A 26,064-nucleotide genomic window follows, 5' to 3' on the forward strand; every position below is an offset into this window, starting at 1 on the left:
AAAGTGAATTGTAGTTTGGTTGGTATAAAAGTTTGTTTAATGGTACTTAAACTGTCTTCAGCCGCGCTCCAGAATACGGTATCGATAAGCTTTTGCTTCATTTATGCCATATCATTTTAACCAACACTACAACAATAGCAAAACTATCAAAACACAATCCTTTTAGTAAAACTTTTCAACCACTATCAAACGGGCGTTTAAATGATAGTGCTTAGAGGATAGATATAGATAATTATTTAGAACTAGATACAGACATAGTCAAGGTTTTAACAGAGACTTAGAGCCCACACATTGATGATGTTTTGCGTTAAAATGCAGTCATGGAAATACAGACATCAGACGAATTTTAAAAGTGGCTAGAAAATCTAAAAGACCTGAAGGGGCGTGGCGCGATTGTGCGTCGTTTACTGACTTTAGAAAGTGGGCATTTTGGCGATCATAAGCACATCACGGGCGCAATTTTTGAGCTACGCATCCACACGGGACCGGGTTACCGCTTGTATGTGGCTAAACGGGGAGAGGTGTTGGTGATTTTGCTGTGCGGAGGCGACAAAAGCACACAACAAAAGGATATAATCAAGGCACAAAAAATCTTAAAAGAGGAGTTTTAGATGGCCTTTAAGCCATTTAGCGTGGTTAAATTTCTAAACACCGATGAAAAACGCCTATCTTTTTTAGAAGCCGTTTTAGAGGATGGCGACTTGGCAGAGCTCAAAGATGCCTTAGGAGTGATTGCAAAATCTAAGAACATCGACTTGCCCTCTTTTGAGGGAAACGCTCTTGAGTTTGCAAGAGTTTTAAAGAAATTAGGTTTTGGTTTGCAGTCTTTGAATGAGATGCAAAAGCGCAACACTGCCTAAAACACTTGATAGCTGTGGATTGCACCATACCAAAACAACATCCACAAACCTTAAAACTAGGGGTTACCTCCTTAAAGCTACAAAAGGTAGTAGCGTTTGAGTAGGTTATAAGGCGCGTAGTGGTTACGAGGCGTAGTTGGTAAGCTTGCTTTATACGCTACAGAAACGCTGTTTTTGAGCATATAAGTATGCTTCTTTAACTACAACTTAGAAAAACAAATAGTCCGCACAGCCGATATAATAGTGATTCAAACTCTCCGCGCTAGAACCTATTTGCTTCAAATGTTCCCTATATCCTAGAAGCACACCTTTATACTTCTGATAATGGTGTAGAGTTTCTAGGCTTTCTCGAGGCACATCTTTTTCTTTCGTGTAGGCATTAAAACCAAGCCCTTTTTGATCCTCACAAAAGGCGATTTGCTGCTCTAAAAGCTTAATTAGTTGCATTAAAGCTCTGTAATTGCGCTGTTGCTCCCAAAAGGGTGTTAAAAGCTCTATCCACACATGGCGTTTGTCAAAAAGTTTCTGGGTTTTGAGCTTAGTCCCTTTCTCATAAAGTTCTACTAGAGCCACACCACACAGGGCTGAGCCCGCCTTTGTCCCCTTTAATAGAGACTTTTTGCGTTGGTTGTGGTAAAACTTTTCGCCTTCATCTTCAGGGTCATCAGGGGCTAAACCTTCTAAATAATCTTCCTCACCCCCATAGATTTCGCCACTAAATTCATCATTGCCTGTTTCTTCAATGATATTTGCACGCACTTTTTGCAATGCTACAAAAAACCCATGCAATCTTCCATGCAAATCCCCCACTCCTAGTAAATAATGCCCATCCACATAGCCCTCTTTAATGGCTTGCATAATGTCTTCATAAGCTTCGTTAGCTTGATAGCGCAAGAGATTTTTTTGTTCTCGGCTGTGTAGCCGGCCTAAGCTCCACACATCAGGGGCTTGACACCCAACATTTATGCGCAAGATTCCCCCCCATGCATGCATGGGCGCATCATCCTTGTTAGCCTGCTTGTTGAAAGCCTCTAAAATTTCCTCAAATTCGCTCTGTTCCCAAGCCTTAATAGAACCAAACCATCTCCCTCGATTCTCTCCCTGTTCAAAGACCCAATCTTCTATCACCACACCCTCATATTTTCTAAAAACTCCCCCACCTGCGGGTTTGCTCATTGAAAAAATACACTCTAGCCCCTCTTTTATCTCTGAACTCTTTAAGGGGGAATTATAATTAGGTTGCGGTTCTTGTTGTAATCTTTCCTGCAAGCTATCTGTGTAAGCATTTAAAGCATTATCTGCCAAATAGCTTCCATAGTAGGCCTGCAAAGAGCCTAAGTCTTTGGCCTTTTCAAAGCACACCATTGCCCCTATGGGATCAGGGGGCACGACAACCCCCAGTAAGCTCATCTTGCCTAGTTCTAGCCACGCAGAGGCATTGTTTTTATCCTTAGCCTCCATGTAGTCTTTAAAGGCTTGTTTAGTATTGTTGTCATATTGCCACAGGGGTTTAACTTTTTCTTCTGTGGCTTGGGGTTTTTCTTGAGACTTGTCTTGAGATAGACTAGCGTTTTCAAGAAAATCAGGCACGAAACTAACCGGTCCCCATTGCTTAGGGTCTTTAGCTTGGCAGGCCTGATGGAGAGCCTTCTCATAGGTCTTAGCCTGTTCTAAATCGTGGGCATATTGCGCACTCAAAGCGACATTAGGCATTTTTTTAAGCAATTCTTGTTGGGCTTGCAATAAGTCGATCAGAGGATCAAGCGCAGCATTGAAATGGCATTGCAAAGCCTTTTTAAAACAAGTAATGGCATTGTGGTTAGCCTCTAGGTTTGCACTCTTTTTTTGCTTAGCGGGTAAAGATTTGCACATTTGCGCAAACTGATCTAGATACATGTGCCCTAGCTCTAGGGCACAACGCCCACTGCCTAACTCTACGCCATCTTGGTAAGCCTCTTTGGCATTCTCGTAGGCTTTTTGATAATCCTCTTTTTTGGGCTTGCCATAAACTGTATCAATGGTCTTAAGCATGTTTAAATGCAAACGGGCATTCAAGCCATCCATAGTGGCATAAACACCATCATCAAAGAGGTCTTCAAAACAAGGTTCAATGTAGTTCTCTCTGTATTCTGTATCAACACCATATTCTTCATCTATGTGACCTTCGTAACTAAAGTGGTGTTCATGCAAACACTCCCCTTGAACCTCTTCGAGCATGACTTGCGCCTCTGCATCTGCCTCTTTAGGGTCTTTGATATAGGTTTCAAAGCTAAAAAACCTATGGGCTTGCGTGCGCTCTGATGCAGGTGCGTTTTTCACAAGGGTATCGTTCAAAGTATACATCTCGCTGCTAAAACTGTTAAGATGTCTGAGCTTTTCTAACCCCACATAGGCACATACATCGCCCAACACCAAAGCCTTTGTAAAACACTCAAACGCTTGTTGCTTTTCTTCCAAATCTAAATACAATAGTCCTAAATGGGTCAAAGCTCTGATCGAACCTAGTTCGATCGCCTTGTCAAAATAGGAATGAGCAAGATCACTAGATTTGGGTAACACGATGCCCTGAGTACCATTTTGCCTAACTCCAAACATGCTTCAGCATTGTGCACACTCTCTTTGGTATAGTCTGCATAGGCTTGGAGATTATCACCCTCGTAATCCCATAGGGGTCTAATGGCATCTCCCTCCTCGTATCTTCGTTTTTCTTGTGCAAGTTTTTCTTTTAAAAACTCTCGGATTTGCTCTACAGCTTTCAGGTCATCATTCTCCTGCGGGGCACTCAGGTGTTCTAATTTATCCAATTCAGCCCCTAAAGTGCTAAGAACTTCCTCTCTTTCTGCATTAGATTTTTCTTCAATTCCTGAAACACTATAACATAAACCATTCTCCAAAATAAAAAGAGATTCTCTAAGCATTTTATCGGTGTTTTCATCAAGGTCTTTTTTAGATAGCAAGTCGCGAACACTCGAACTTAGAGCTTTTAAAGAGGTCTCCACACTATCTCTGAGTTTAGAGTGCAAATCTCGATCGACTATTCCTTCTGCTTGGAGTTTTTGATAAGTGGGCTCTAGGTTTAAAAAAGCCTCTGTAATTTCTTGCAAAGCAATTTGCAAAATGGACTTAAAAGTGTCTAGGGCAAATTGTAGATTTGGGGCTTCATTGAAATTTAAAAAGCTTTCTTCCAAAGGCTTTAACACCTCATTGTCTAGGGCTTTTTTAAAAGCGGGAGTGTTGTATTTGTTGGTCTTTAAATCTTCTCTTTTGCTCCATAAAGTGCCTTGCACTTGGCGCACTTGAGCCACACCTAAACTCGCATCCACCACTTGCAACAAAGCCTGCACCTCTAAGATCAAGCCCTTGCACGCTTCTTCAAAGGGCTTTTGATCTGCTCTTCTTGCTCCCAAGTGATGCCCTCTTGGTTTAAAAGGGCATTGCACTCTTGTAACCTCTCTTGGCATTGGATGATGCGTTGTTCCAACACCCCTTTAGCCTCTAACACTTTTTCATCGGCGTTTTTAATGCGAGCCACTGCCTCTTGAAACCCTAAGAGTTGTTTTAAACCCTCCTCATTATCTAAAGAAAAGCTATCGGCATATGCGCCTGTGTATTTATCAACCAGAGAGCGCAATGCACCCGCCCTAGAAATGCGCACTGTGTATTGGAGCATTTTTTTAGGCTGTTTTCAAGAGAATCTAGGCTTGAACTCAATGCACACCAAGCCTTATAAGCCTCCCCATCAATATTGCCATAGCCAATGCTTTTTTTGCCCTTTGCCTTGCACTCTTCCTTGTAAAGCTGGATAAAAGTGCTGTAAGCCTCTTGGCACGCCAGCCTTTTGAGCTCTATAAAGTGTGCCCACCCCTTCAGCCTCTCTGGCTCTGTGAGTTTGGGGGATGAGGCTAACAAATCAGCCACGCCCCTAGAAAAGCCATTGAGTTTGTCTTGAAACTTTTGTCTGTCTTTTTGGTAGGTGCCTAAGTCTGGAACATCGTATTTTTCAACCATCCAATCCCGATAACACTTGTCCAAGGCTTCTTTAGTGTCCTTATCCTCAATGTTCCACCTGTATAGATTTAAAACCTCTAGGGGTTCATAATCTAAGAGATCACAGAGGACTTGGCGTTTGGCTTTAAAGACTTGCTTTTGCCGTTCTTGTTGGTCCTCAAGGGGTTTATACTGCGCCCAAAGCTCTTTAAAGGCTTGGTAATAGACCTTTAGATTTGTCATATTTTGGCGGGCTTTGAGCGCCTTTAATTCACGGGTGGATACCATCGCTTCAGATTGGGGGCTAACATTGCTTGCCTTTAACATGCTCTCTATGAGCGGTAGGGATTTTTCTAAGTATCTGACAGACCCCACATTGTTTAAAGCCTCTGCGCCCATTTTGGCAATGTTTTCATCCTCACTACCCGCCACAAACGCCTTTAAACTCTCTTTTAAAGGCTCTAAGCCTTGATCTAGGGATTTATAAAGGGCATCAATTTCTTCTTTGCTCACAATGCCCTCTTTAGCCAGTTGTTTGTAAGTCTGGTCTAGAGCGCCAAGAGATTTTGTAATTTGGGCAATGACATCTTGTAGCCAAGTCTTCAACATATTTAGGGCGATTTGTGGCTCAAGGGCTAGCCCCAAGGTTTTAAAGCACTCCTCCAAGGGTTTAAGCACCTGCTTTTCTAGAGCGCTTTTAAACCCCGATTCATCGTAATTATCCGCCCTGCTTGCCTTCTCAACCCCCAAAACTTGGCGCATCACCTCTACACCCAAGCTCGCATCACACGCCTCAAATAGGGCTTGTATATCTTGCCCTAAATTCTTTGTTAATCTCTCAAAGGGTGCTTTAATTTGGTTACGCTCTTGCCAACTTTTATCTGTAGCCTGATCTAAAAGGGCAAGGTATTTGGGCAATTCCTCTTGGCACGCAGTGATTTTTTGCTCCAAGGTCTTTTTGGTCTCTAAGACTTTGGCATCTTGACTTACCACCGCCCCCAGCGCATCTTTAAGGCTTAAGAGCTTTTCTAAAGCCTTTTCATCGCAATAGATATATAAATCTACTTTGCCATTATGTGAATTGCTTACCAATTGGCGTAACGCCTGCACCCCACTTAGACCATTGGCGCATTCTAAAAGTTGGGTTAAACCCTTCATTAAGGCGTTAAAAGATTGGCTAAAAGCAGTGTAAGCACCCCTAGCCACCTCTTGCATCTCATGCCAAATGAGCTTTTTCTTTCCCTTTGTCTTGCAATCCTCTTTGTAGAGTTTGTAAAACGCTTGCCACGCTTCTAAACAACGGGCGCGCTCCAACTCGGCAAAGATAAACCAGCCTTGTAGCTTTTGAGCCTGTGTCAGTTGGGGCGTGTCTTTTAAAAAGGGCTCTAGCTGTTGCCAGCATGTCTTTAGGGTCTCTTTAAATTTGTTTTGTTGTGCTTGGTAATCATCTAGAGAGGGTGTCTTGCAAGCGCCTAATGTCTCATTGACTGCTTGTAAGGGGGCATCTTCGGGCATTAAACGCACACACAAGGGCAAAATGTCGTATCTGCAAGGATTTAAAAACCCGTAAAGCTCCGTGTTTTTAGAGCCAAACGCCTCGTTTTGTAAATCCCGTTTATGCCTTAAGGGGGCGTATTTACCCCACTTTTCTTTTAAAGCCGTGTAATGCAAGATGACATCTGTGCTCGCCTGTGTAGCGCTGCTTGCCTGCCACTGCTCGGCAATTTTTAAGACATCCAGCATACCAGCTCCCATCCAAAGCCAGCCACGCTAACCCTAAAAACAACTAAAACAACACTAGAGAGAGTTACCCCCCCCCCCCCCCGCACAGCGCAAGTAGAGCTAGGCATAGATTTCCTTTTTTTAGAAAAATAAAAAGGCTATTGTAGCAGATTTAAATGAATTGTGGGCTTGTTTGTAAAATCACAAAGAGAAACTTAGATACTCTTACTAGTCATGAAAGACAACATCAGTATAGAGACCCTTTACGCACAAGTGCAAGCTTTTAAAAGCGATGTGAGAAATCTCATATCTTTAGAGCGGCTTATATCCTATGGAAATGACATTGCCAAACACAACGCTAGTTTAGAGTTCAATGCTAGACTCACTCCAAAGATCGCCCAGGCAGAGATTTATCTAAGAAACATTGTGGATTTTTGCATGCAGTTAGTGGTTGGTAGTCCAGCTTGGATTGTAGATGCGCCTTACCTAAGCAGAGAGATAGAGAAGATCAACAAGCGTGTGAGCCGGGACAGACTCATTCGAGAGCATGTGGCTTATATACAAAGGACCGATGTAAAAGCCTACAATTCTTACTTGTTATCCAATTTGACACTAGGGTCTATTGTGGTTGTCATCAAACAGAACCATTTGCAAAATCTGATTTTTGACTTTAGAAAGCATAGGTTAGATTTTAGAGATTTCTGCCATCTCAATAAAAAATAGATTTAAAGCTGCCTAACTATTATAAAGTCAATATTGTCTTGGATTTGTTTTCTAATCTTAGAAACACTTGTTTTCACTGGGAAAATCTAGCAAAGACAAGGATCAAAGACAATATTGCTTATCCTAGACTTTCTATCTATGCCCCAAGTGATAGAACAAGCCACTCTAAACGGATTATAAGCCTTGCATACGAGAAGATTGAATACTTTTTGGAGTTTTTACTGCAACACCTAACAAATGCTTAGAATATCGGCTTCTAGGCTAGTCAGACTGAATATGAACAAGGGACACGGAGAAATTAAAGAAAATTAAAGTAACGGTGAAAAAGAAACCCTCAAAGAGAGCCGGGGGAGCCCCCCGATTTAACTTCGCACATATTATATACACGAAACTCGTAGAAAATATCTTAATGTTGGCATAAGTCTTATTCTCGTACATCGTGCTAATTTTCTACCTACAATCCCCCACAATCGCTTTCAACCCACAAACCATGTTTTGATATACTCTCCACCCCTAACCTTGCGCTCTACGACCCTTTAAAGGCTCTTTAAACGCTATGTTTGTTTTATTGCTTTTCTTCATCTTACTCTCCAAAGACATAATTGTCCTGAATCAATCAGTTTTCACTCTCTCCAAAGAGACATGATTGCCCCATAGTCATAGATACTTCAAGACCAAAACTCAAATTCTCACTTCAAAACCCTCTCTTGGGGGTTTGGGGGCTTGCCCCCAAGAGCAATATAGATGCCAAGCGTCAGCTTGGCTTACCTTAATTGTGCCTTGTCCTTTGTTTTTTTGCAAACTTAGCTTAACCAAATTTTCTCGTGTGTGCGTAAGAACTTTGTCAACCACTTTGTAAACCATTTTGTAGGGCGACCTTGTGGGCTTCACAAACTGCGTTGCACACGGGGTTTCTGGTGCTTAAATTAACCTTAATGTATAACATTTTCGGCATTATAAATAACAAATTCGGCTCTCATAAATAACAAATTCGGCTATTTTAATTACAAAGTATATAAAAGTATGTTATACTCAAAATGACTCTTAAAATGGCCTTATTAAAAAGCTTATAAGAGGTGTTAGGAATGGCTATTCAAGATCAGAAGCAGTTATTAGAAGACAAAATTAAAAAGCTTCAAGTGCTTATAGAGACCGAGGCAGACCATGCATTTAAAGGTATTTTAAGACAAGAAAAAGATGTGTGCTTCCAAAAACTCTTAGCCTTAACGCCAACGCAAAACCCCCAAACCCCCCAAGAAAACCAAGAACAAAAGCTATCTAAAGAAAGTTCACTCCAAACACCTACAAATGCACCACAAGCTCAAGAGCAACAAACCTCTAAGCAACAAGTTATCCCACAAGTTGAAAACCCACAGCCGGTCATACTTCTAAACCAAGACACAGAGCAGAACCAACAAGAAAGCACAGCACAAGTTCTCCAAAGTGTGTCTAAAAACGCTGTGCTTGCCAAAGACATACGCATAGCCGATTCAACTAGGGTAACTTTACACAATGACATTTACAAAGTTAATCTAGGCAAGTTAGGGGCATGGGAAAGTAATTTGCTCTTTGCTTTATTCAACCGCCTCAAAGATCAAGGCGACACTTGTATACGCTTTGAACCCCACGAAGTCAAAGAAATGATCGGCACACCCAAAATTGATGGAGACAACTTATTAAGAGTGGTGCGCACACTTTGGAAAAATATCAGAATGGCTAATTTCTGGAAAATCATGCGTTTTGTAGAAAATGGTGAAGAATTGACTGAAGAAACAAACTACTTTCTGTTCAAGCATTTCACAATCGTTTCAGACAAAACCCCTAAGCTCCGTTATATAGAAGTCGGTATCAACACCCCCTACTTCATCCATTTACTCAATAATCTCAGTGCAAACTTCACTTCCTTGCAATTAAAAACTTTCATGTCTTTAAGAAGTAAATATGCCAAAGCTCTGTATCGATTGTTGGTGCGTTTTGAAGATGTGAAAAAACATTGCATGTGTGAGGTGCTTACTTATAAGAGCGACTTTGAGGGGTTTAAAGAGTTTATGGGGGTATCTAAAAGTATGCAAATATGCATGATCGAGGAGAGGGTTTTAAAACCCGCCTGCAGAGAGCTAGGTGTGCCTATTAATGAAGGCTATAACCCTGAAAACCCCGACCGCTCTTTGCCCTATGAAACCATCTTTTACACAAAAATCAAAAAAGGCAAGGGCAATAAAGTTGTGGGCATCACTTTCCACTTCATGCCACATCCGCACCTTGATATGCAAAAAGCTATTCTCAAACGCCACACACAAAACCGCTTTAAAGACACCATGGCGCAAATCCAAAAAGAAGAGAAAGAGAAACAAGAAAAGAAAGCTAGAGAAGAGGTAAGAAGTAAGAGAGATCATTACAACAAGCAAGAGTTAAAAACCCTTAATAGTTTTATAGGGCTTAGTGGTCCTTTGTTTACCAAAGACTTTGAATACCACTTTAAAAGTGTTAAGCTCTTGATGGTAGGTTCTTTTGGAGGTGATAATGCTAAGCTGATGGGTGTCTTTAAGATCAACACAACCGATCACACAGATCGTAGCTATGCCGAGCGTCTGCGCTCTTTAAACCAGGTCTATCTAAAATTTATCCCTAAAGGATTTTCTGATTGCTTTATCTATTTCTTTGAAGATCACGAGAGCTTGCTTAGGGAGTTTGTGAAAGGGGCGAGGTGAAAACAAAGCAATGCCAGAATTAGATAAAAAGAAAGCAGAGCTTGATGATTTAAAAACTTGGCGCAGTTATGCCGTTACTTCTCTAATTGCCCTAATTGCTTTTGTTTTTATATTGTTAATCACGCTTGAATTGAGACTGGTGTCATCTATTTTTTATCGATATTTTGATGGTGCTAATATTCTGTGCTTTAGAGTTTTTATGGGTTTACTATAGTCTAAATGAAATACCGTTAAAATAAAAGTAGAGAGATAGGTAGAGGTATGGAATGAATATGCGGGTTCCTGATGAGAGGCTAGATGAAAACCCAATAGAAAACTCAGAAATAACAGATGTAAGGGAAGAAGCGAAAGCTAAATTTGAATTTTTTAAAGCAGTGTTTATTGCCGCATCAACAGGTGTTTTTAGTGTTTTTAGTTATTTCTTTGCTCATTATGAGGAGTTTGTTCGTTATTACGAAAATTTCGTCCGCCATAGAGATATTAAAACAAGCTTGTTACTCTTTATGGTTCCCATGGCAATCGTTATTCTTTGGATATTCATACTTTTTAGTGTTGTGGGTATGCGTCACGCTCTCAAAAGAATTAGAGGTAGTTCAAAAATTTTAAGGAGCACACGGCAATGATGTTTGCAATTTCTATATTTGTTACACTTGCGCTACTCGCTGTAGCCTATCCCATTTATTTTTTCGATGAAGAGTAGAGGTGTTCAACCATCTCTAATTATAACGACAATGCTTCACTTGAGAAAATCAAAAAATGCTTTTTTTATTATTCGTCCGATACGGGAATCAGTTTTTTGTTTAGTATTGTTGGGTGTGTCCAGTATTTATTTGTCTTTTGTATGTCTTTTGAGTTTGCAGTCTAGTTCGCCCTTTTCGGCTGCATATGTGATGTCTTCTTGTCTTGGTAATTGTCCTTTTTTGTACTTGCTTTGAAGATGTGGACTAACCTCCCAAAGGCGATCTGTAAAGTAGGTATCTTCGTGGTAAAATGCCTTGTGTGTTTTGATGGGAGGACAGTTGTTAGTAAGAAAAATAAAATCATCATTTTTTTCTATGTTTTCAAAATCTTCAATGATTTTTTTGATAATTAGTGATCTTGAAGGCTTGTTAAAATTTTCAATATTACTTTTAAAATCGGAACTTTTTTTGTAACGAAGCTTGCGGACGCAATTGTTTCTAAGACATTCGGCTTTGTTTTTGCCGTAACCCAAAGGTTGGTCTTTTTCAAGTTGAGCATCGTTTGAGTAAATCATCACCATGCGCATGTCATAGCTTGCCATAGTGGGACTTGCTCCTTCATTGCCTAAACCACCCACAAATCTAGCAAAAATGTCTAGATAACCTAATTTATCAAATTCGTCCATCAGCATACAACAAACTCGTCTTGGAATGGGAGCTTGATTTAAGTTTTCGATAATGAGACTGCTGAAGAAAAGTCGTGTAATGAGACTTGCTCTAGGCTGATCATCTGGACTGATTGTAAAAAAGATGTCAACTTTTTTTCTGCGCAAATCTCGAAAATCTAAATCGTTACTTTCTGTAAATCTTCGTAGAACTGGGTCTTCAAATGTTTTGAAGACATCAGTATAGCGTTTCTGTGCATCTAAGAGGTTTGGAGCATCGTACATGCCTTTACTCCCCCGCCAGTACTCAATAGTATCCTTTGTAAGAATATTTTCCTCACATAGGAGATCTACGAATGACATGAGGTCAGCGCATTTGCCGGGTATTTCGAACCCGTTAACGAGTGATCCAACGAAATGACAAGTTGGCGTATCAGGAATGCTCAGTTTATGTTCATTGCAAAACCTTTTTCCATTCTCCGTGTGGCGTAAGTCTCTATAGACATGAAGCAAAATGTTGAAAAGAGAACGGGTCATGTGGAGAGAAAGTTCTGTTGCATCTGGTTCTTTAGGAAAAAAGAATCTGGCCAGTGTGTCCACCTGTCCATAGAAGTCAGTGTTTTTTGGGTCAAAATCTATATAGTGAAACGGATTATAGTAGTGAGTTTTATCGCTGAATGGCTCGAACACAAAAACTTTGTGCCCCATGACATCCTCTCTGTAGCGCGCGGTAAGCTGTCTATGTTTGCCACTTGGATCATTGACCACTAGATTGTGCTGGTAGTTGAGGCAGTTAGGGATAATAAAGCCCTCATCTTTGTTTGTTCCTATGGGTGCGGCAAGAGAAACAAATTGGTCTCCTCCACAAACCACAAGATCTTGCTTGTTCCATGTCCCCACAATGAGCTCTCTATCCCATTTATATTCTTTCTTATCCTTGTTTTTGACAAGGAGACCAGCCTTGAGCATTTCTTCTTCTGTGGAAAAATAGTTATGACTGTAAGAATTTAATTTTAGTATCTCCATAATATATTTGTTTATATTCTTGTATTGTTTCAATTCTATGTCAATAGGATAATCAAAACTTAGAATATACCTTAGCAAAACATCATTACAAAGTTCCCTGTCTAGAAGGCCATTAATAACATACTTGCAACATGTGTCTATTGCCATAAGAAGGCATTCTTGGTTTTTGTTATACTTATCTGATGTTGGTTCGTATTTAGTGTTTATGTATTCTCTGTGGGCATCTATAAGAAACTTTTCAATCTCAAGAGCCGTATTTTTTTTAAAATGTTTTTTAGCAATTAGAATTGCATAGCATGCAGGGGCGATGGGGATGATATAATTTATGATGATATGCTCGATGATTTTATATATGGTCATGTTTAGTAGCATCGGTGTATAGAAAATATATTTTAGATGTTTGTAAGACTATGGGCAAGACTCTCATCCGTGTCTTTATTTGGAGTGATTTGCTCGTGACATGACAGTTGTATTTTACTCTGTATTTTGTGGGGATTGAGATGATCTTTGATTTATTTGAATACAACTTCACTCGTCCCATATTAGAAACAATTTCTGAGATTTTCTGAAAAACACCCTTGAAGTCCCCATGACAACGAAGTTTCAGAGGGGTCATTTTGTACTTGTGAAAAATGCACCAAAAATGCATTGAAAAAAGGGGCAAAAGACCACACATTTATGGGGTAATTTTTATTTTTTTCTCTCTATGTAATCATCAATGATAGAGTTAAAAAATGAGTGCTAGAGTATCCTTGTTTTTAGAATATCTATCAAAAAGACAAAACTTGAACCGTTTCACCATTAGCATCTCTAAACCTGCAAATTTCAATGCCTGTCATCACTGGAGAAGCATAGAACTGAACAGATGGCAAGACATTGCAAGGGTTGCCATTGATTTTGATGTCTCTGTGGCCATCTTTGCCCAAAAGTATGATCCTAAGCACGCCCAAAGGAGTGCTAAAAATGTCATAGGCTTTCACCCCTTCTTATTCTTTGACATTGACAACGACCAAGAGGGCAAGAAAAAGCCTTTAAGTGTGCAAGAAGCGTATAAGCTTATGGACAAGGCTAAATACCCCATTTGCTTTGCCATTGTGCCCTCACGCAATTACAAGAAGCTCAAAGAGAAAGATAAGCGCCCTAATCTAATATAGAGCGCTTTAGAATCATCGTGCCTTTGAGTGAGTCCATCTCCAGCAGATTGATTGTGCGCAGAACAGATGGGAGCATAGACACAGAGCTTTACCACGCATTCCAACAACAAGTTGCCCAAGTGCTAGGACTCACAGACTATGTCGATGAAGCGGCTTTAAAGGATATGGCGCGCTATTATGCCAAACACCAAACCCCTCCCATTATGACTCCCATCCTTGTAGAGCAGCAAAAACGCCTAATGACCACCAAGGTGATCTGCCAAAAGGTGATAGACAAACTCAAAAGAGAACACAAAGAGAAACAAGAGAGCTTGTCACATAAGTCTCTCTTCATAAAGCCAAAAAGCCCTACAGCTAAAAACCTAACAACTTTGCCCATACGATTGTCATTGCAGACATAGAGAAAATCAATGCCATCCCCATAGAAAAGCTCATCCAAAAATTTGAGAAAGTCGAGAGGATATACCAAGAGGGCAGCTACTCTATGATCAAGACCACCACAGCCAAGTATTCGATTCTTCAAGAGAGCAACATTGCCCACGACTTCAAAAGCGCACAAAGCTATGGGGTTTATGCCTATTTAACAGAGAAGCTAGGCACCAATGTTTGGAACAACATTTCCCGCGCCCTTGAGGAAGTTTTGGGCGAGAGTTACCTCATCCCCGATCCAGATTTCCCCAATGTCTTACACAAAGCGATCTCTAAAGCTAAAACCCGCCAACAAGTAGAACGAGCCTTAAAAAATCACTATGGCGTGGGCTATGTGCGTTTTGAAAACGACTTTATTGAAGTGGCAGATCAATGCCTAGTCTATCCTAGCCAAATAGACAAAGCACGCTACTTTGCCCTGCCAATCCATTGAGGGCTTTTGAGAAATGGTGCAGATAAAAGTAGATAGATAGAACATAGCCTTTGTTCCCACAAATTTTTCGCCCAAATAACATAACTTTTGTACCCATAAAAAATCCTACAAAGTGCCTATTTTAGACTACAATATCCCTATGTTTACCCCATTTTTTAGCCAAATAAATATAATCTTTGCATCCACAAATGCCTAGAGAAAACAAGAGCTTAACGCTCAAGGTACGCTTCACTCCAAAGGAGTTAGAGCAAGTCAAAAACAAGGCACAAGAGAGTGGCTTAGATGTCTCTAAGTATGTGCGCTCTAGCGCCCTAAACCAAAAAAAGGAGCGTTTTACGATGAGCGTTTCACAGGCACGCAAAGCCTTAGAGAACTCCTTAAAGAATACAGTCCAAGCCCACAAGAAGGAGCAGGAACAGCTAGCACAGAACCTCACAGAAACCATAGAGAACACGCTCAAGAACATCTTGCCACACTGGCACAGCGACTTGAAAAGCACATTGAATACAAGCACCAATACTATGCAACAAGATTGGCAGAAGTGGCAAAAACAACAGGAAGCCCAACAACAAAACTGGCAACAGGGCTTGGAGGAAAAAGTCTTGTTGCAAATCCAGGGCGTGCGCAATTTGATATTGGAGCAGGAGGCCAAACACAAGGAGCTGCTCCAAAGCCGCAAGTTATGGCGGATCAGCACGATTGTTCTAGCAGTTTTTCTTGCTATAGAAACAGCAACAATCACCTTCTTGGTAAAGACCCAGAGCCAAGAACCACAGGCGCAGATTCAAAACAGCCCACACTTGCAAGAGGGGGTAAACACAAAATCTAGCTACACACCCCAGACACAAGGACAGCAGACACAGACAAAGCAATCCACTCCAAACCTACAAGAACAGACACAAATAAACAAATCCTTCAATCCACATAGCAACAATGCTAAGTTGCAAGAGCAAGTCAATTCCAAGAAACTAACGGCGTGTCAGAGATACGAAGCGATGCAAAGGAAAGAAGCTGGCAAGAAGGTGGCACAGACCGATCGGGAGAGCAACCTAATGAAGTTTTTGTATGCGGAGTGTGTGCTGGAGAGGGGAAGTGAGCAACCCCCGCAACCTCCAAAGGACGACATTTCTAAGGAGCTTTTGCAGACCGCTCCAGATATTTTAAAAGGCTTGGATGGTATTCCACATCAATAGATAATTTTCTTGTATTAGAGAGCTGTTTTACCATGCCATTACCAAGTCCACAAAATCGATTGTAGAGCGTTTTAGAGCGTTCTATGGCTATCTTGCCAACTTGTCTAGCTTGCCCCCTTCTCTTTATACCTTTTCTTTATGCCATACAGCCCCTACAACCATCACAACACCCCTAACCCATACAAAACCACTCTTTAACCCAAGAAAGCGTCCTATGGCCTTTTAAACGCTGATTCTCATTTTAGAACTCCCCAAGCCATTTTATTGCAGGGGTGTTCTTGGTGTTTAAAACCCCAAAAGCTCTCTTTATTGCAATGGCATCATAAAGCCAAAAAAACAAACTCATCTCTCACTTCAAAGCCCTCTCTTGGGGGTTTGGGGGCTTGCCCCCAAGAGCAATATAGATGCCAAGCGTCAGCTTGGCTTACCGATTCATGCCGCATGGTTCATTTTTTCACATTTTTTGTAAGCTCCAAACGCCTTTTTTTGCAATTTCCGCCATTTTTAAGTTTTTCTCGCGCGCAGGTTTTTAACCCTTTTAAAGGCGTAGCCTTTTAACCTTTTTAGGGGGGGCGCGGGCTTCGTGTGGGAGGGGGTTCGCGGAGAGTAATACCCAGTAAAATACGCACTAATACCCAGTAAAATACGCACTAATACCCAGTAAAATACGCACTAATACCCAGTAAAATACGCACTAATATATAGAATTAAGCTATTTATCTATATAATTCACTGTAGATTATCTCAAAAAATAGCAGGTACGGATATGGATGCGGTAGAACAAAAGCAAATTTTGATGCAACAGCTTAATGATTTACAAGTCCTAATCAGCGTTGAAACAGACCCTGTTTTTAGAAACACTTTGAAGCAAAAGCAAGCCGATTGCCTTAAAGAGTTAGTAGAGCTAATGGAGTTAAATGCACAAACATCCAAACTCCAAGACACACCTCAAATCCAAACCACCTCCACACAAAATGCCCTAGATGGGCAACAGCAACCAGCAACCACACCCATAACCACGGAAATCTCTACACAAGACCAAAACCAACCAACAGCCCAACAACAACCCATAACAACCCAAGTTACTGCGCAAAATACCCCCATAATCCCCAGCACTATCTGTGAAAAATATGTAACCTTCCACAACGATGTCAATTCTGTATCTCTAGGTAGGTTAAGTGCATTAGAAGCGAATTTGCTCTTTGCCATATTCCACAAACTCAAGGACAAAGAGGATGAGCTCTTGGTGTTTGAAGCAGAGGACATTAGAGCAATGATAGGCCCTAGGACTAAAGTCAGCCTTGAAAACCTCTCTAAGATTGTTGAAAAATTTTGGAAAAACATTAGGGCGGCAAACTTTTGGGTGCTCTATGAGCGCGCTAAAGAGAATATTATGCTCTTCAGTAGATTTCGTATCAACTACCACGACACCAAGAAAACCCAAGTCAAAAGCATAGAAATCCAAGTGAATATGCCTTATTTTGGCTATTTACTTAACTATCTCCATGGTAACTTCACCTCCTTTGAGCTCTTGGAGTTTCAAAATATCAGTGGCAAATACGCCAAGACCCTTTATAGACTACTCAAGCAATGGAAAAGCACAGGTGTGCCCCCTAAAATGGAGTGGGGGGAGTTTAGAGAGTTGATGGGGATTTCTGAAAATGTTAAGCTGCTTGAAGTGATTGAGAGGGACATGCTCAAACCCGCAATCCAAGAACTCCACAAGCTCTCCCACTTTGAGAACTTATGCTATGAAAAGTTAAAAACTAAAGGTATGGGCAATCGTATCACCCACATACAATTCTATTTTCAGCCACTCACCAAGACTAGCAAGGACAGAGAACAAGCCAAAAAAGATTTAAGAACCATTGCATGGAAAATTAGAAGTGAAAAGGCGGTTAAACAAATTAAAAAATCTATGGAGCAACTAAAGCAAACCAAACAAGACAACGAAATGCTAGAAGTCTTAGAGATGGCCTTTTACAAACCCCAAGACCCTAGCGTTGTTCTTGTGGTGGATGGCATACAGCCTGCCAAGGATGGCTATGAGATTTTAGTGAAATACTACAGAGAGGGCAAAGAGTTTCAAGCAAAGAGTGCTGTATTAGCTAACAAAGAAACTTTCTTAACAGCTATGGCTAAGGGGGGTTATCAAATTGTAGAATCGCAAGTACCACAGATGCAACAGAAACCACAGCAAACACCACAACCCAAAGAAGTCAAAATAGGATTACAAACAGACAAAAACGGCTTTAAAACTTTTCAGGGTTTAACAAGACCAAACCAACCACAACAACCTAGCCAACCACAAACTCTAAACCCTAACAATGACCTAACAGAATACATAGGCAGAAATATTTACATGAGCAATAATGGGGTGCCTGCTGTTCTTAAGATTAAAGACATTTACTTTATAGAGAACGGACACATTAGAGTAGATGTCCAAGACATAGACAAGCCCCACAAGATTCTAAACCCTTTCATCTTGGATAATGTCAAGCACTTTAAAAGCTGGTTTAAGAAGTATGGAGATTGAGATAAGAGGGCAGAAATACCTAGCAACACACTAAAACACAAAAGATTTATAAGCATAAGCCACTAATCATAAAAGTAAGAGTAAATGAATCTTTCACCACTTAATAATCAAACACAACATAAAAAACCCTTGCTAAAACCGCTCACAACAGCAACCCAAACCAAAACCCCTATCCTTACACGCCCAAAGCAATCCTAGAGCCTTCTACAGCTTAAATCATTTTAAGCTATTTAAGCCCCACGGCGTTTGAGTGGCAAATTTCGCAATAAAAAGCTCCGTGTGGGCGTGGTGAAAACGGAGTTGAACCTTTTATTGCATAAATTTGCAAATTTACGCAATAAGCCTACACGGGGCACGGCTTAACGCCTTTATTGCGCTAAATTTGCGCCTAGTCGGCGGGACTTTAAAATCATTGAAATGTATTGTAAGCTAAAAACTTTAAAATCTTTTAATGTGTGTTAAAATCTTAGTCTAAATTTGTGATTAAAAGAGAATTTATGGCAAATACAGATAAAGAAAATCCAAAAACAACACAGCTTAATCTAAATGAGATGAGTTATAGAGAACTTTCTAAACTCTATGACAAAAATCTTAAAGCTGAACTCCAACTAGAAGCAAAGCTCACTAAAGCCCAAAAAGAAGCCAAAAATCTTGAAGACAAACTAGATGTAGCTGGGGATAATTTGGTAAAAATTGCCAAAGCCATGGAGTCAGCCAAACAACGAGAGAAAGCACAAAAGAATCAAAAGCAATCTATAGGCTCTATAAATCCTACAAATACAGAAAATCCTAAAAAACCTTAAAGATTAGGTAATGGGCAACATCGCCTGTATCCACATTAAAAAGACAGCTAACCCTATCCAAGCCCGCCACAATACAAGAGATTTACCTCCTAATTATGTCTTACCCATTAGTGTGTGGGCACACAAAGAAGGGGTTGAAGTTTCTTGTAGTGTTGCAGAGGCAATGAGGCGTGAAGTGGAAATTGTTTCAAAGGCTGAAGAAGTCTTTGAGAAAAACCGCAAGAGAGGCCCACACTTTAAAGTGTCTCAAAAATGGTCCGCTGTGATCAATCTCAAACCTAACCACACCCTCAAAGATGTTGCAATGGTAGCTCACAAACTAGAAGAAACCTATCAATGGCAAGTGATTATGTGTGCGAGACACTATGATGAAGGACACTTTGATGATGAAGGTCATCCTGTGATCAATCACCACGGACACATTGAGTTTTTACCCATCAACAAAGACACGGGCAAGTGTATGTTTCAAGGCGAACAACGCCAACGCCAATGGTTTAGAGATTTACAGACAAATGTAGCTAACTGGCTAAATATGGATAGAGGTATAGACAGGCGTGAGAGCAAACGCAAACGCATTGAACCTAGAGCGTGGGCGGTGATGAAAGAAGAAGAAAGAGCCAAGCGTTTAACAGAGGAACAAGCCTTACAAAGAGAAGCAAACATTGCCCGTTACACGAATGAACCCTTAGAAGAAGCAAGGGCGCGGGTTGAAAAACACTACAAGCATGGCGTGCTCGATAAAGTGTTAGACACGGCTAAGGGCTTTGTAGATGTGAAAAAAGCCCAGAGCGGACTAAAGCAAGCAAACAAAGAAGTGTCAAGGCTTGAGAAAGAAAACAATGAACTCAAAGCATCTCTACAACAAGCCACAGAAAAAAATGAAAAACTACAAAAAGAATTAAACGACCTTGATCAAGAAATCACAAAGACCATGCAAAAACACGGACTTAAGGCTTACACAGCACTTGAACGCCAAGAAAGGATGTCTGCTAATTTACTTGAAATCCGTTTATCTCAGGGCAAGCAAGACATTAAAGCCTTCACCAATGAAATCCGTAGATTGCTAAGACTGCGTAAAGCCCCCGCCATTTGCCACGCAGCTAATGAACAAATTGCTAAGTGGCTAGATAAAGAGATTTATACCTTAGATGAAGTCTTGCCTGTGATCAATGATTTGTTGAGCAATGAATTTGAGTTAAATGCTGAGCTAGAGCGCATCCAAGATGAAGTAATAGACAAAGAAGCCAAGATAACCCAAACACAAGAAACTTTGAGAAAAGAGATAGAGAAACACAAAAACCTTGAAACCCAACGCCTAGAAGATTTGAACGACCTTTGTGCTCTAGTAGGTGTAGATAGCAAGGACACCGCCCAAGAGAGTTTAGCAAGCCTTGAGAGTGGCATTAGACAGCTCAAGAGCGATAAGGGTAGCTTTGAGAAAGCCAAGACTAACCTTGAGAAAGACTTAAAAGAACTCTGTGATCTTGCAGGTGGGGGTAAGTGCTTTCTTGCTAGCACAGCCAAAACAAAGCTTGAAGAAAAGATTAAAGAGTTTCAAGAACAGATAGATAAAATACAAGAGCTCACAACTAAAGCAGAGAGTGCAGAAACAAGAGCTAGCAATGCAGAGAAAGACAAGACAGCTTTAAAAACCGCCATCAACACCGCTTACAGCGCATTAATTGAAGCACAAGAGCAAAACAACAATCCCACAGCCCAAGACAAACTTAAGGCGGTAGAAACTAGGTTTCAACTAGAAAAAAATAAAACTGAAAATTTAGAAATTATTAAAAAAGACTTAAGCACTCTTTGTGAGAGATTAGGTATCAGTGTAGATAAAAACAGCACACCCCAAGACATGCTTAAAAGGTTCATAGAAGCGATTAGCAATGTAAAACACGCACAAACGGATACCAAAGGGCTTACAGGGCAAAGTCAAGGACTTGATGGTCTCAAAGCACAGCACACCAAAGACCTTGAAGCCAAAGACACAGAAGTTCAAACACCTCAAGAACAAATCAACACCCTAAACACTCCACAGAAACAAGAAGCCAAAACCCAAGAGAGTGGAGCAAAGACAATAGAGCAAAAAGCCAAAGATTTCTTTGAAAATTACTCCAAAGAACACAAGGGGGCGAGCTTGCATGGTTTTGCGTGTAAAGAGTGGGTGTTTTGGATGGATGATAGCAATGGTAAAGAACTAAAAGCACACCTAGACAAGGTGACAGATAATGAGTTAATCCAAAGACTCAAAGCTCTGTCTTTTCACGATTTAGAAACAACAAATAGCAATTTTAATGGTTTGTTACATAACTTTGGGTGCTCCGTGCAATCGATGGCTTGCTTGCCTCATTCATGCTTGCCAAAATCCACAGAGCTTACTTTTTCTTTATATGATACGCTTGTCCCCAAAGCCCCTGAGATTGAGCTAGAGCAATCTACGGCACAAACAATACTAGAGTCAGAATTGTGGAAAGATGCTTTAGATTTCATTGCTGAGTTAGCCAAGATAGACCCTAAAGAAGCTAGTCTAATCTTAGACGACATAGATAGCGTTGTCCGCATGCACAAAGAAAGAGCAGAGCAAATACTAAGGGACTTGCATGAGAAAGGCGGAGATGAAAAAGGCGGAGGTTATCATAAGTAGAGGCTTGTATTTAAATAATTCAAGCAATATTAAATACAATTTTAAATAATGTTTAATGTGTTTAATAGTGTTTGAAATATTGATTATTTGTGTTTAGTATATTTTAATACACTTACAAACACCATAAGCTATTTACAAATGTAGCGCGTGTAAATGCAATGCTACCAGCGTATTTGACAAGGGATAGAAAATGACCAACACCGACTATTATTCTCTTTTTAATCCAGAGCATCCTCCAAGTGAAGAAACTCTCCAAATGGTACACTGCTACCCACGGCAGTTTAGACCCCTGAACTTCTATGATTTTATCATTTTTTAGAACAAAAATAACTAAACGCTGTTGTGTATTTTTCTTATATGATTGGCATATTAAGCAACTTACACTAAACAATAGATGACTCACAGAAGGAGAGAATGATGTATAACATACAACAAGATTTTTTTGAGCGTTTGGTGTATTTATTTCAAGGTTATCCACATTTGATTACACCTTTTTTTGAAGAAAAAATCAAACAGAGTATAGGGGTCTTGCACCACCAATATCTCTATGGAGCTTGCAAAGAAACTAAGATTTTATTTGATAAAAATCAAGGTAGGATCGATAGGGATCTGTTTGATATTGTTATGGATAACTATCATAAGAGGCTTGAACGACACCAAGCATATTTTTTTATTTTACAATGTTTTGAACATGCTCTGCGTAGCACAATGGCTACAACACTTGCTAATGCATTTAATCGCGATCGGGATGATTGGTTCTTACATAAAAGCCCTCATTGTTCCTATCTCGCTGACAAGGCAAACGCACGCAGTAAAAAATTAAATAAACCCATCAAAGATGGTTGCACCACATTTGATATTTTTGACTTATTTTCTTTAGGAGATTTAGAACACCTTCTAAGACATTACTATCCCTACTTTGAACATATTTTCAAGGCACAAAAGGCTTACAAAGGACAGCCTTTACCTGTGTATGGAACCAAACAGCATGCCCTTAGCACAATTAAACGCATTAGAGATGCCCGCAATGAAGTCTTTCATAACAAGCCCACACACATTAAGTTTCAAAAAGATGTAGTAGTTTTACTTTTGCGCCTTGGTTATAACCTTGAAAGGATGAAAAAAAGCATTAATTTACAGGTTTTTGATTTTTGAAGTTTTTAACTGAACATGGGATTTATAAGGATTCTTGTGTTTTGAGGCTGTTTGATTTTTAGGCACACTATAAGTACCTTTATTTGTTTCTAAATACAATCTCTTTAACGCAATTTATTTTATTACTTAATCGGGCGATAGAGTGATAACCTAAACTGCTAAAAGCATTTAATTAGGCTAAGAGCAAGCACCAAAGGGAGTTAGGGTAAGGGCTTACATTAAGCCACTCATCAACGCCATAAAACTCTTTTATGTCCCCCTTAACACCCCTAACACCTTCACCATCGCCAAAGTGTCTAGCTTACAATATTCTAAAAGAGCTTTCTTGTATTTATCTTGCTCTTCTTTTGGCATGCCAGGCATTTGAGCGTAAGCCTCCATCGCCTCCTCGCCATTATGCACGAGCTTTAAATTTTTATAGGCGTTTTCAAAATCTGGCACTAAAGCAGGCAAGACATTTTTAATGGAATAACTACCTCCCATTTTGGGATCGTAGTAATGTCCCCTTTGGAAAGGTTGCATTAAATCCAACATATCCTCTTTGATCTGTAGCAGTGCCTCAGCTATTTTAGGGTGCTTGTTGGCAAGCAAATTAGCTAAATCTTGTAAGACGCTCTTTTCAAATGCAGCGTTGTAAGCCAACACACAAGCACCACTTGGAATATCCTTGATGAGTTGTTGTGCTAAAGCCAAACGCCCATCGGTGCCACAATCTGCTAAAAACTCTTTGTGTTCTAGCTTGCCATTTTCAGACTCAATGTGGAGAGAGTATTGGAAAGGGATCTTGCCATAAGGTTTGGTGTCTGTGAAAGGGGGGATAGCTGGTTGTATGGTTTCAAAGTCCAAATGGTAAATGGGGTATTCAAGTTGCGCTAAAAACTCTTTGATGCCCTCTCTGTCTATGTGGACTTTTTTATTCAAGGTGCTCGTGATTTGCAAGACTTGTTTTGGCTTGAGTTCTTGTAAGTCCTCTTGGTTGAAGTCCTTGAAAAACACGCGCCCACTCCTATAAAATTGCATTTTTTGATCGAATCTAAGCCTTGCGATCGTAAAAACATGGTCTTGACCTGTAATCCCCCTTTGCTCTTGCCAACAGTAAACTTCAGCATCACATGGGTAGGGGTTACCACAATGCGCGCCGATGTCTATGGCAGGTTCTTGATTGCTCTCCAGGGTTTGGCGCATACTCTCTAAATGCTCGGGGACTTTACTTTGAAAATCCTTGACAAACTCTAGCAAGTCCTCTTTTAAAAATAATTTTTCTGGCTCCAGTGCGTCCTCTCTAATATAGGCATTGTTTAGACAAATTAAAAAAGCCCCCTTAATATCATAGCCCAAACCCTTAAGGACATAGTACTGTATGCCTAAATCCCATAAATATGCCTCCTTGGGCTTTATCTTTTTTGTATCCTCAAAGGCACTTGTAGAGCTTTTCACTTCATTTAGCACGACACCATTGCCCTCAATCTCTAGAATATCCACCATCACAAAGATCCCCTGATATTCAAAAGTGGCTTCGTAAATGGTTTTTACACCTTGATCGATAAGCTCTTTGGTATGTTTAGCCATACTTGCCATGTTCTCTGCATTAAAGACAACTTCCACGCCTTTGTGGAATAGCTTTCGGGCAAGTTGCCCCACATCTTGCCCGATTTGTGCTTTTGCTAAGAACCCTGCGTCTGTTTGCAGCACTTCTTTTTTATGTTTCTCTAGCCACAACATTTTGGGGCATTGCATGCCTTTTAAGAACTTGGATTTAGACAGGTGCATGGGTTATCCTTTTGAGACAAGATAAAAAGTCGATTTTACTTTTTTTTATATAACCAATTGCTTTTTATCATCCTACTTTGTCTTTTTTTGTTCATACCATTTTGGCAATTTCTTGAGTGCACTACAATTCATGAACATGTTTTTCATATTTGTAACCTTGGACACATCCCAACTTTCCAAAGATTGGTTGAAAGTTCTACAACTAGAAAACATTTCACTCATATTCGTAACCCTAGATACATCCCACTTATCCAATGGCTGATTAAAATTGGTACATCCACGGAACATCCAATGCATATCTGTAACACTTGATACCCTCCAATTACCTAAAGGTTGATTAAACTTAACACATCTATAAAACATGCCATCCATGTTTCTCACGCCAGATACATCCCATTTATCCAAAGGCTGGTTAAAATTGGTACACTCAAAAAATATACCATACATACTCCTCACACTCAATACATCCCAATTTTCTAAGGGCTGGTTAAAATTGGTGCATTTAGAAAACATTAATGCCATGTTTTCCACGCCCGATACATCCCATTTGTCCAGGGGCTGATTAAAATTTGTACAACTCTCAAACATTCTTCCCATGTCTGTAACGCTTGAGACATCCCAGCTTTCTAAAGGTTGGTTGAAGTTTATACAGTTATAGAACATAGATTCCATGTTTGTCACATGCGACACATCCCAGCTATTCAGAGGCTGGTTGAAACTTTTGCAGTCATGAAATAAGCCACCCATATCTTTAATGTGAGATATATCCCAACTATCTAAGGGTTGGTTGAAGCTGATGCAACTGGAAAACATCTCGTGCATACTCATAACTTTGGATACATTCCAACTATCTAAGGGCTGGTTGAAGTTGGTGCAACAATGAAACATACCCCCCATATTCGTCACCCTGGATACATCCCATTTGTTTAAGGGTTGGTTGAAGTTGGTGCATTGATAGAACATACATTCCATGTTTGTCACATGCGATACATCCCAGCTATTCAGAGGCTGGTTGAAGTTAGTGCAATTCTCAAACATGCTCTTCATATTCGTGACCTTGGATACGTTCCACCTATCCAGGGATTGGTTGAAGTTGGTGCAGTTATAGAACATTTCATGCATATCCTTGACTCCAGACACATCCCAACTTGAAATATCATGGTTAAAGTGCGCTACATCGCGAAACATGCCGGCCATGTTTGTTACATGTGACACATTCCAGCTCTCTAACCCTTTGAAGTTGCGCCCTTGAGAGATAATAATACGAGCTCGAATAGAACCATCGTTTGAAAACACCCGACTTAGATCTTTGATCGCACTGATGTCGATTTCTCCCAAATGCACACTTCTATCTCTCACTAGTTCTTTGAGTTCCTCTTTTGTCTTAGGAAAATAGCGCTTGGTATAATTTTTAACAGTTCCTTTAGGTGCACTTGGCATAAAACCTTATCCCCTTTTCTTGTTTTTGCACAATGGGCAACGGGTGAGCATTTCTAGAAACATAGCATACATGCCAATAGAAGTCCCCGGACAAGCAAAAGCCATAACGCCCTACATTGAATGTCCCAAA

20 protein-coding genes and 1 pseudogene are annotated in these 26,064 nt (G+C 40.3%); 14 read left to right on the forward strand and 7 right to left on the reverse strand.

What is annotated here, in order from left to right; genetic code table 11:
* Positions 1-320: 320 nt before the first annotated feature.
* Both QUE23_RS09505 and QUE23_RS09510 read left to right on the forward strand, forming a co-directional pair.
* Positions 321-611: pseudogene (locus tag QUE23_RS09505) on the forward strand (type II toxin-antitoxin system RelE/ParE family toxin).
* Complete coding sequence (locus QUE23_RS09510; protein ID WP_104707476.1) at positions 612-860, forward strand: helix-turn-helix domain-containing transcriptional regulator; 249 nt, start codon at positions 612-614, stop codon at positions 858-860.
* A gap of 207 nt (positions 861-1,067) precedes the next feature.
* Here the strand turns inward: QUE23_RS09510 and QUE23_RS09515 are convergent, their stop codons facing one another.
* From QUE23_RS09515 to QUE23_RS09530, 4 genes are read right to left on the reverse strand one after another with little or no spacing between them, the layout of a single operon-like run.
* Positions 1,068-3,455 (reverse strand): SEL1-like repeat protein, encoded by a 2,388-nt coding sequence (locus tag QUE23_RS09515; RefSeq protein ID WP_286349491.1) that lies wholly within the window; start codon positions 3,453-3,455, stop codon positions 1,068-1,070.
* A complete protein-coding gene (locus QUE23_RS09520) occupies positions 3,362-4,267 on the reverse strand; it encodes a hypothetical protein (RefSeq protein WP_286349492.1) in 906 nt (301 codons plus the stop codon). The genes QUE23_RS09515 and QUE23_RS09520 overlap by 94 nt, the downstream gene beginning before the upstream one ends.
* Positions 4,213-4,491, reverse strand: coding sequence for a hypothetical protein (locus tag QUE23_RS09525; protein WP_286349493.1), 279 nt, complete (start codon positions 4,489-4,491; stop codon positions 4,213-4,215). The genes QUE23_RS09520 and QUE23_RS09525 overlap by 55 nt, the downstream gene beginning before the upstream one ends.
* Positions 4,437-6,590 (reverse strand): hypothetical protein, encoded by a 2,154-nt coding sequence (locus tag QUE23_RS09530; protein ID WP_286349494.1) that lies wholly within the window; start codon positions 6,588-6,590, stop codon positions 4,437-4,439. Before QUE23_RS09530 ends, QUE23_RS09525 begins: the two co-directional genes overlap by 55 nt.
* Positions 6,591-6,803: 213 nt before the next feature.
* Here QUE23_RS09530 and QUE23_RS09535 point away from each other — a divergent pair, with 213 nt between their 5' ends.
* From QUE23_RS09535 to QUE23_RS09550, 4 genes are all read left to right on the forward strand, one after another.
* Positions 6,804-7,292 (forward strand): hypothetical protein, encoded by a 489-nt coding sequence (locus tag QUE23_RS09535; protein ID WP_281769757.1) that lies wholly within the window; start codon positions 6,804-6,806, stop codon positions 7,290-7,292.
* A gap of 1,139 nt (positions 7,293-8,431) precedes the next feature.
* A complete protein-coding gene (locus QUE23_RS09540) occupies positions 8,432-10,003 on the forward strand; it encodes a replication initiation protein (protein ID WP_286349495.1) in 1,572 nt (523 codons plus the stop codon).
* Positions 10,004-10,013: 10 nt separating this feature from the next.
* A complete protein-coding gene (locus QUE23_RS09545) occupies positions 10,014-10,217 on the forward strand; it encodes a hypothetical protein (protein WP_286349496.1) in 204 nt (67 codons plus the stop codon).
* 58 nt (positions 10,218-10,275) lie between these two features.
* On the forward strand, positions 10,276-10,626 hold the full coding sequence (locus QUE23_RS09550) for a hypothetical protein (RefSeq protein WP_286349497.1): 351 nt from the start codon (positions 10,276-10,278) through the stop codon (positions 10,624-10,626).
* 203 nt (positions 10,627-10,829) lie between these two features.
* Here the strand turns inward: QUE23_RS09550 and QUE23_RS09555 are convergent, their stop codons facing one another.
* Positions 10,830-12,734, reverse strand: coding sequence for a type IV secretory system conjugative DNA transfer family protein (locus QUE23_RS09555; RefSeq protein ID WP_286349498.1), 1,905 nt, complete (start codon positions 12,732-12,734; stop codon positions 10,830-10,832).
* A 425-nt stretch (positions 12,735-13,159) separates the two neighbouring features.
* Here QUE23_RS09555 and QUE23_RS09560 point away from each other — a divergent pair, with 425 nt between their 5' ends.
* The 8 genes from QUE23_RS09560 (at position 13,160) to QUE23_RS09595 (ending at position 22,724) form a co-directional block, all read left to right on the forward strand.
* A complete protein-coding gene (locus QUE23_RS09560) occupies positions 13,160-13,528 on the forward strand; it encodes a hypothetical protein (protein ID WP_286349499.1) in 369 nt (122 codons plus the stop codon).
* Between the two features lie 17 nt (positions 13,529-13,545).
* Positions 13,546-13,929 carry a hypothetical protein gene (locus QUE23_RS09565; RefSeq protein WP_286349500.1) on the forward strand — a complete coding sequence of 128 codons (384 nt, stop codon included), beginning with the start codon at positions 13,546-13,548 and terminating at the stop codon, positions 13,927-13,929.
* Between the two features lie 83 nt (positions 13,930-14,012).
* Complete coding sequence (locus tag QUE23_RS09570; RefSeq protein ID WP_286349501.1) at positions 14,013-14,390, forward strand: hypothetical protein; 378 nt, start codon at positions 14,013-14,015, stop codon at positions 14,388-14,390.
* A gap of 188 nt (positions 14,391-14,578) precedes the next feature.
* Complete coding sequence (locus QUE23_RS09575; protein WP_286349502.1) at positions 14,579-15,583, forward strand: plasmid mobilization protein; 1,005 nt, start codon at positions 14,579-14,581, stop codon at positions 15,581-15,583.
* A 766-nt stretch (positions 15,584-16,349) separates the two neighbouring features.
* A complete protein-coding gene (locus tag QUE23_RS09580; protein ID WP_286349503.1) occupies positions 16,350-18,119 on the forward strand; it encodes a RepB family plasmid replication initiator protein in 1,770 nt (589 codons plus the stop codon).
* Between the two features lie 497 nt (positions 18,120-18,616).
* On the forward strand, positions 18,617-18,922 hold the full coding sequence (locus QUE23_RS09585; protein ID WP_286349504.1) for a hypothetical protein: 306 nt from the start codon (positions 18,617-18,619) through the stop codon (positions 18,920-18,922).
* 10 nt (positions 18,923-18,932) lie between these two features.
* Complete coding sequence (locus tag QUE23_RS09590; RefSeq protein WP_286349505.1) at positions 18,933-21,569, forward strand: coiled-coil domain-containing protein; 2,637 nt, start codon at positions 18,933-18,935, stop codon at positions 21,567-21,569.
* 417 nt (positions 21,570-21,986) lie between these two features.
* Positions 21,987-22,724, forward strand: a complete 738-nt coding sequence (locus QUE23_RS09595; RefSeq protein WP_286349506.1) for a CAAX protease — start codon at positions 21,987-21,989, stop codon at positions 22,722-22,724.
* Between the two features lie 249 nt (positions 22,725-22,973).
* Here QUE23_RS09595 and QUE23_RS09600 read toward each other — a convergent pair whose 3' ends face one another.
* Both QUE23_RS09600 and QUE23_RS09605 read right to left on the reverse strand, forming a co-directional pair.
* Positions 22,974-24,494, reverse strand: a complete 1,521-nt coding sequence (locus tag QUE23_RS09600) for a DUF2779 domain-containing protein (RefSeq protein ID WP_286349507.1) — start codon at positions 24,492-24,494, stop codon at positions 22,974-22,976.
* A 72-nt stretch (positions 24,495-24,566) separates the two neighbouring features.
* A complete protein-coding gene (locus QUE23_RS09605) occupies positions 24,567-25,838 on the reverse strand; it encodes a BspA family leucine-rich repeat surface protein (RefSeq protein WP_286349508.1) in 1,272 nt (423 codons plus the stop codon).
* Positions 25,839-26,064: the final 226 nt, after the last annotated feature.

This window comes from Helicobacter felistomachi, from assembly GCF_030296895.1.
Taxonomy (GTDB): Bacteria; Campylobacterota; Campylobacteria; order Campylobacterales; family Helicobacteraceae; genus Helicobacter; species Helicobacter felistomachi.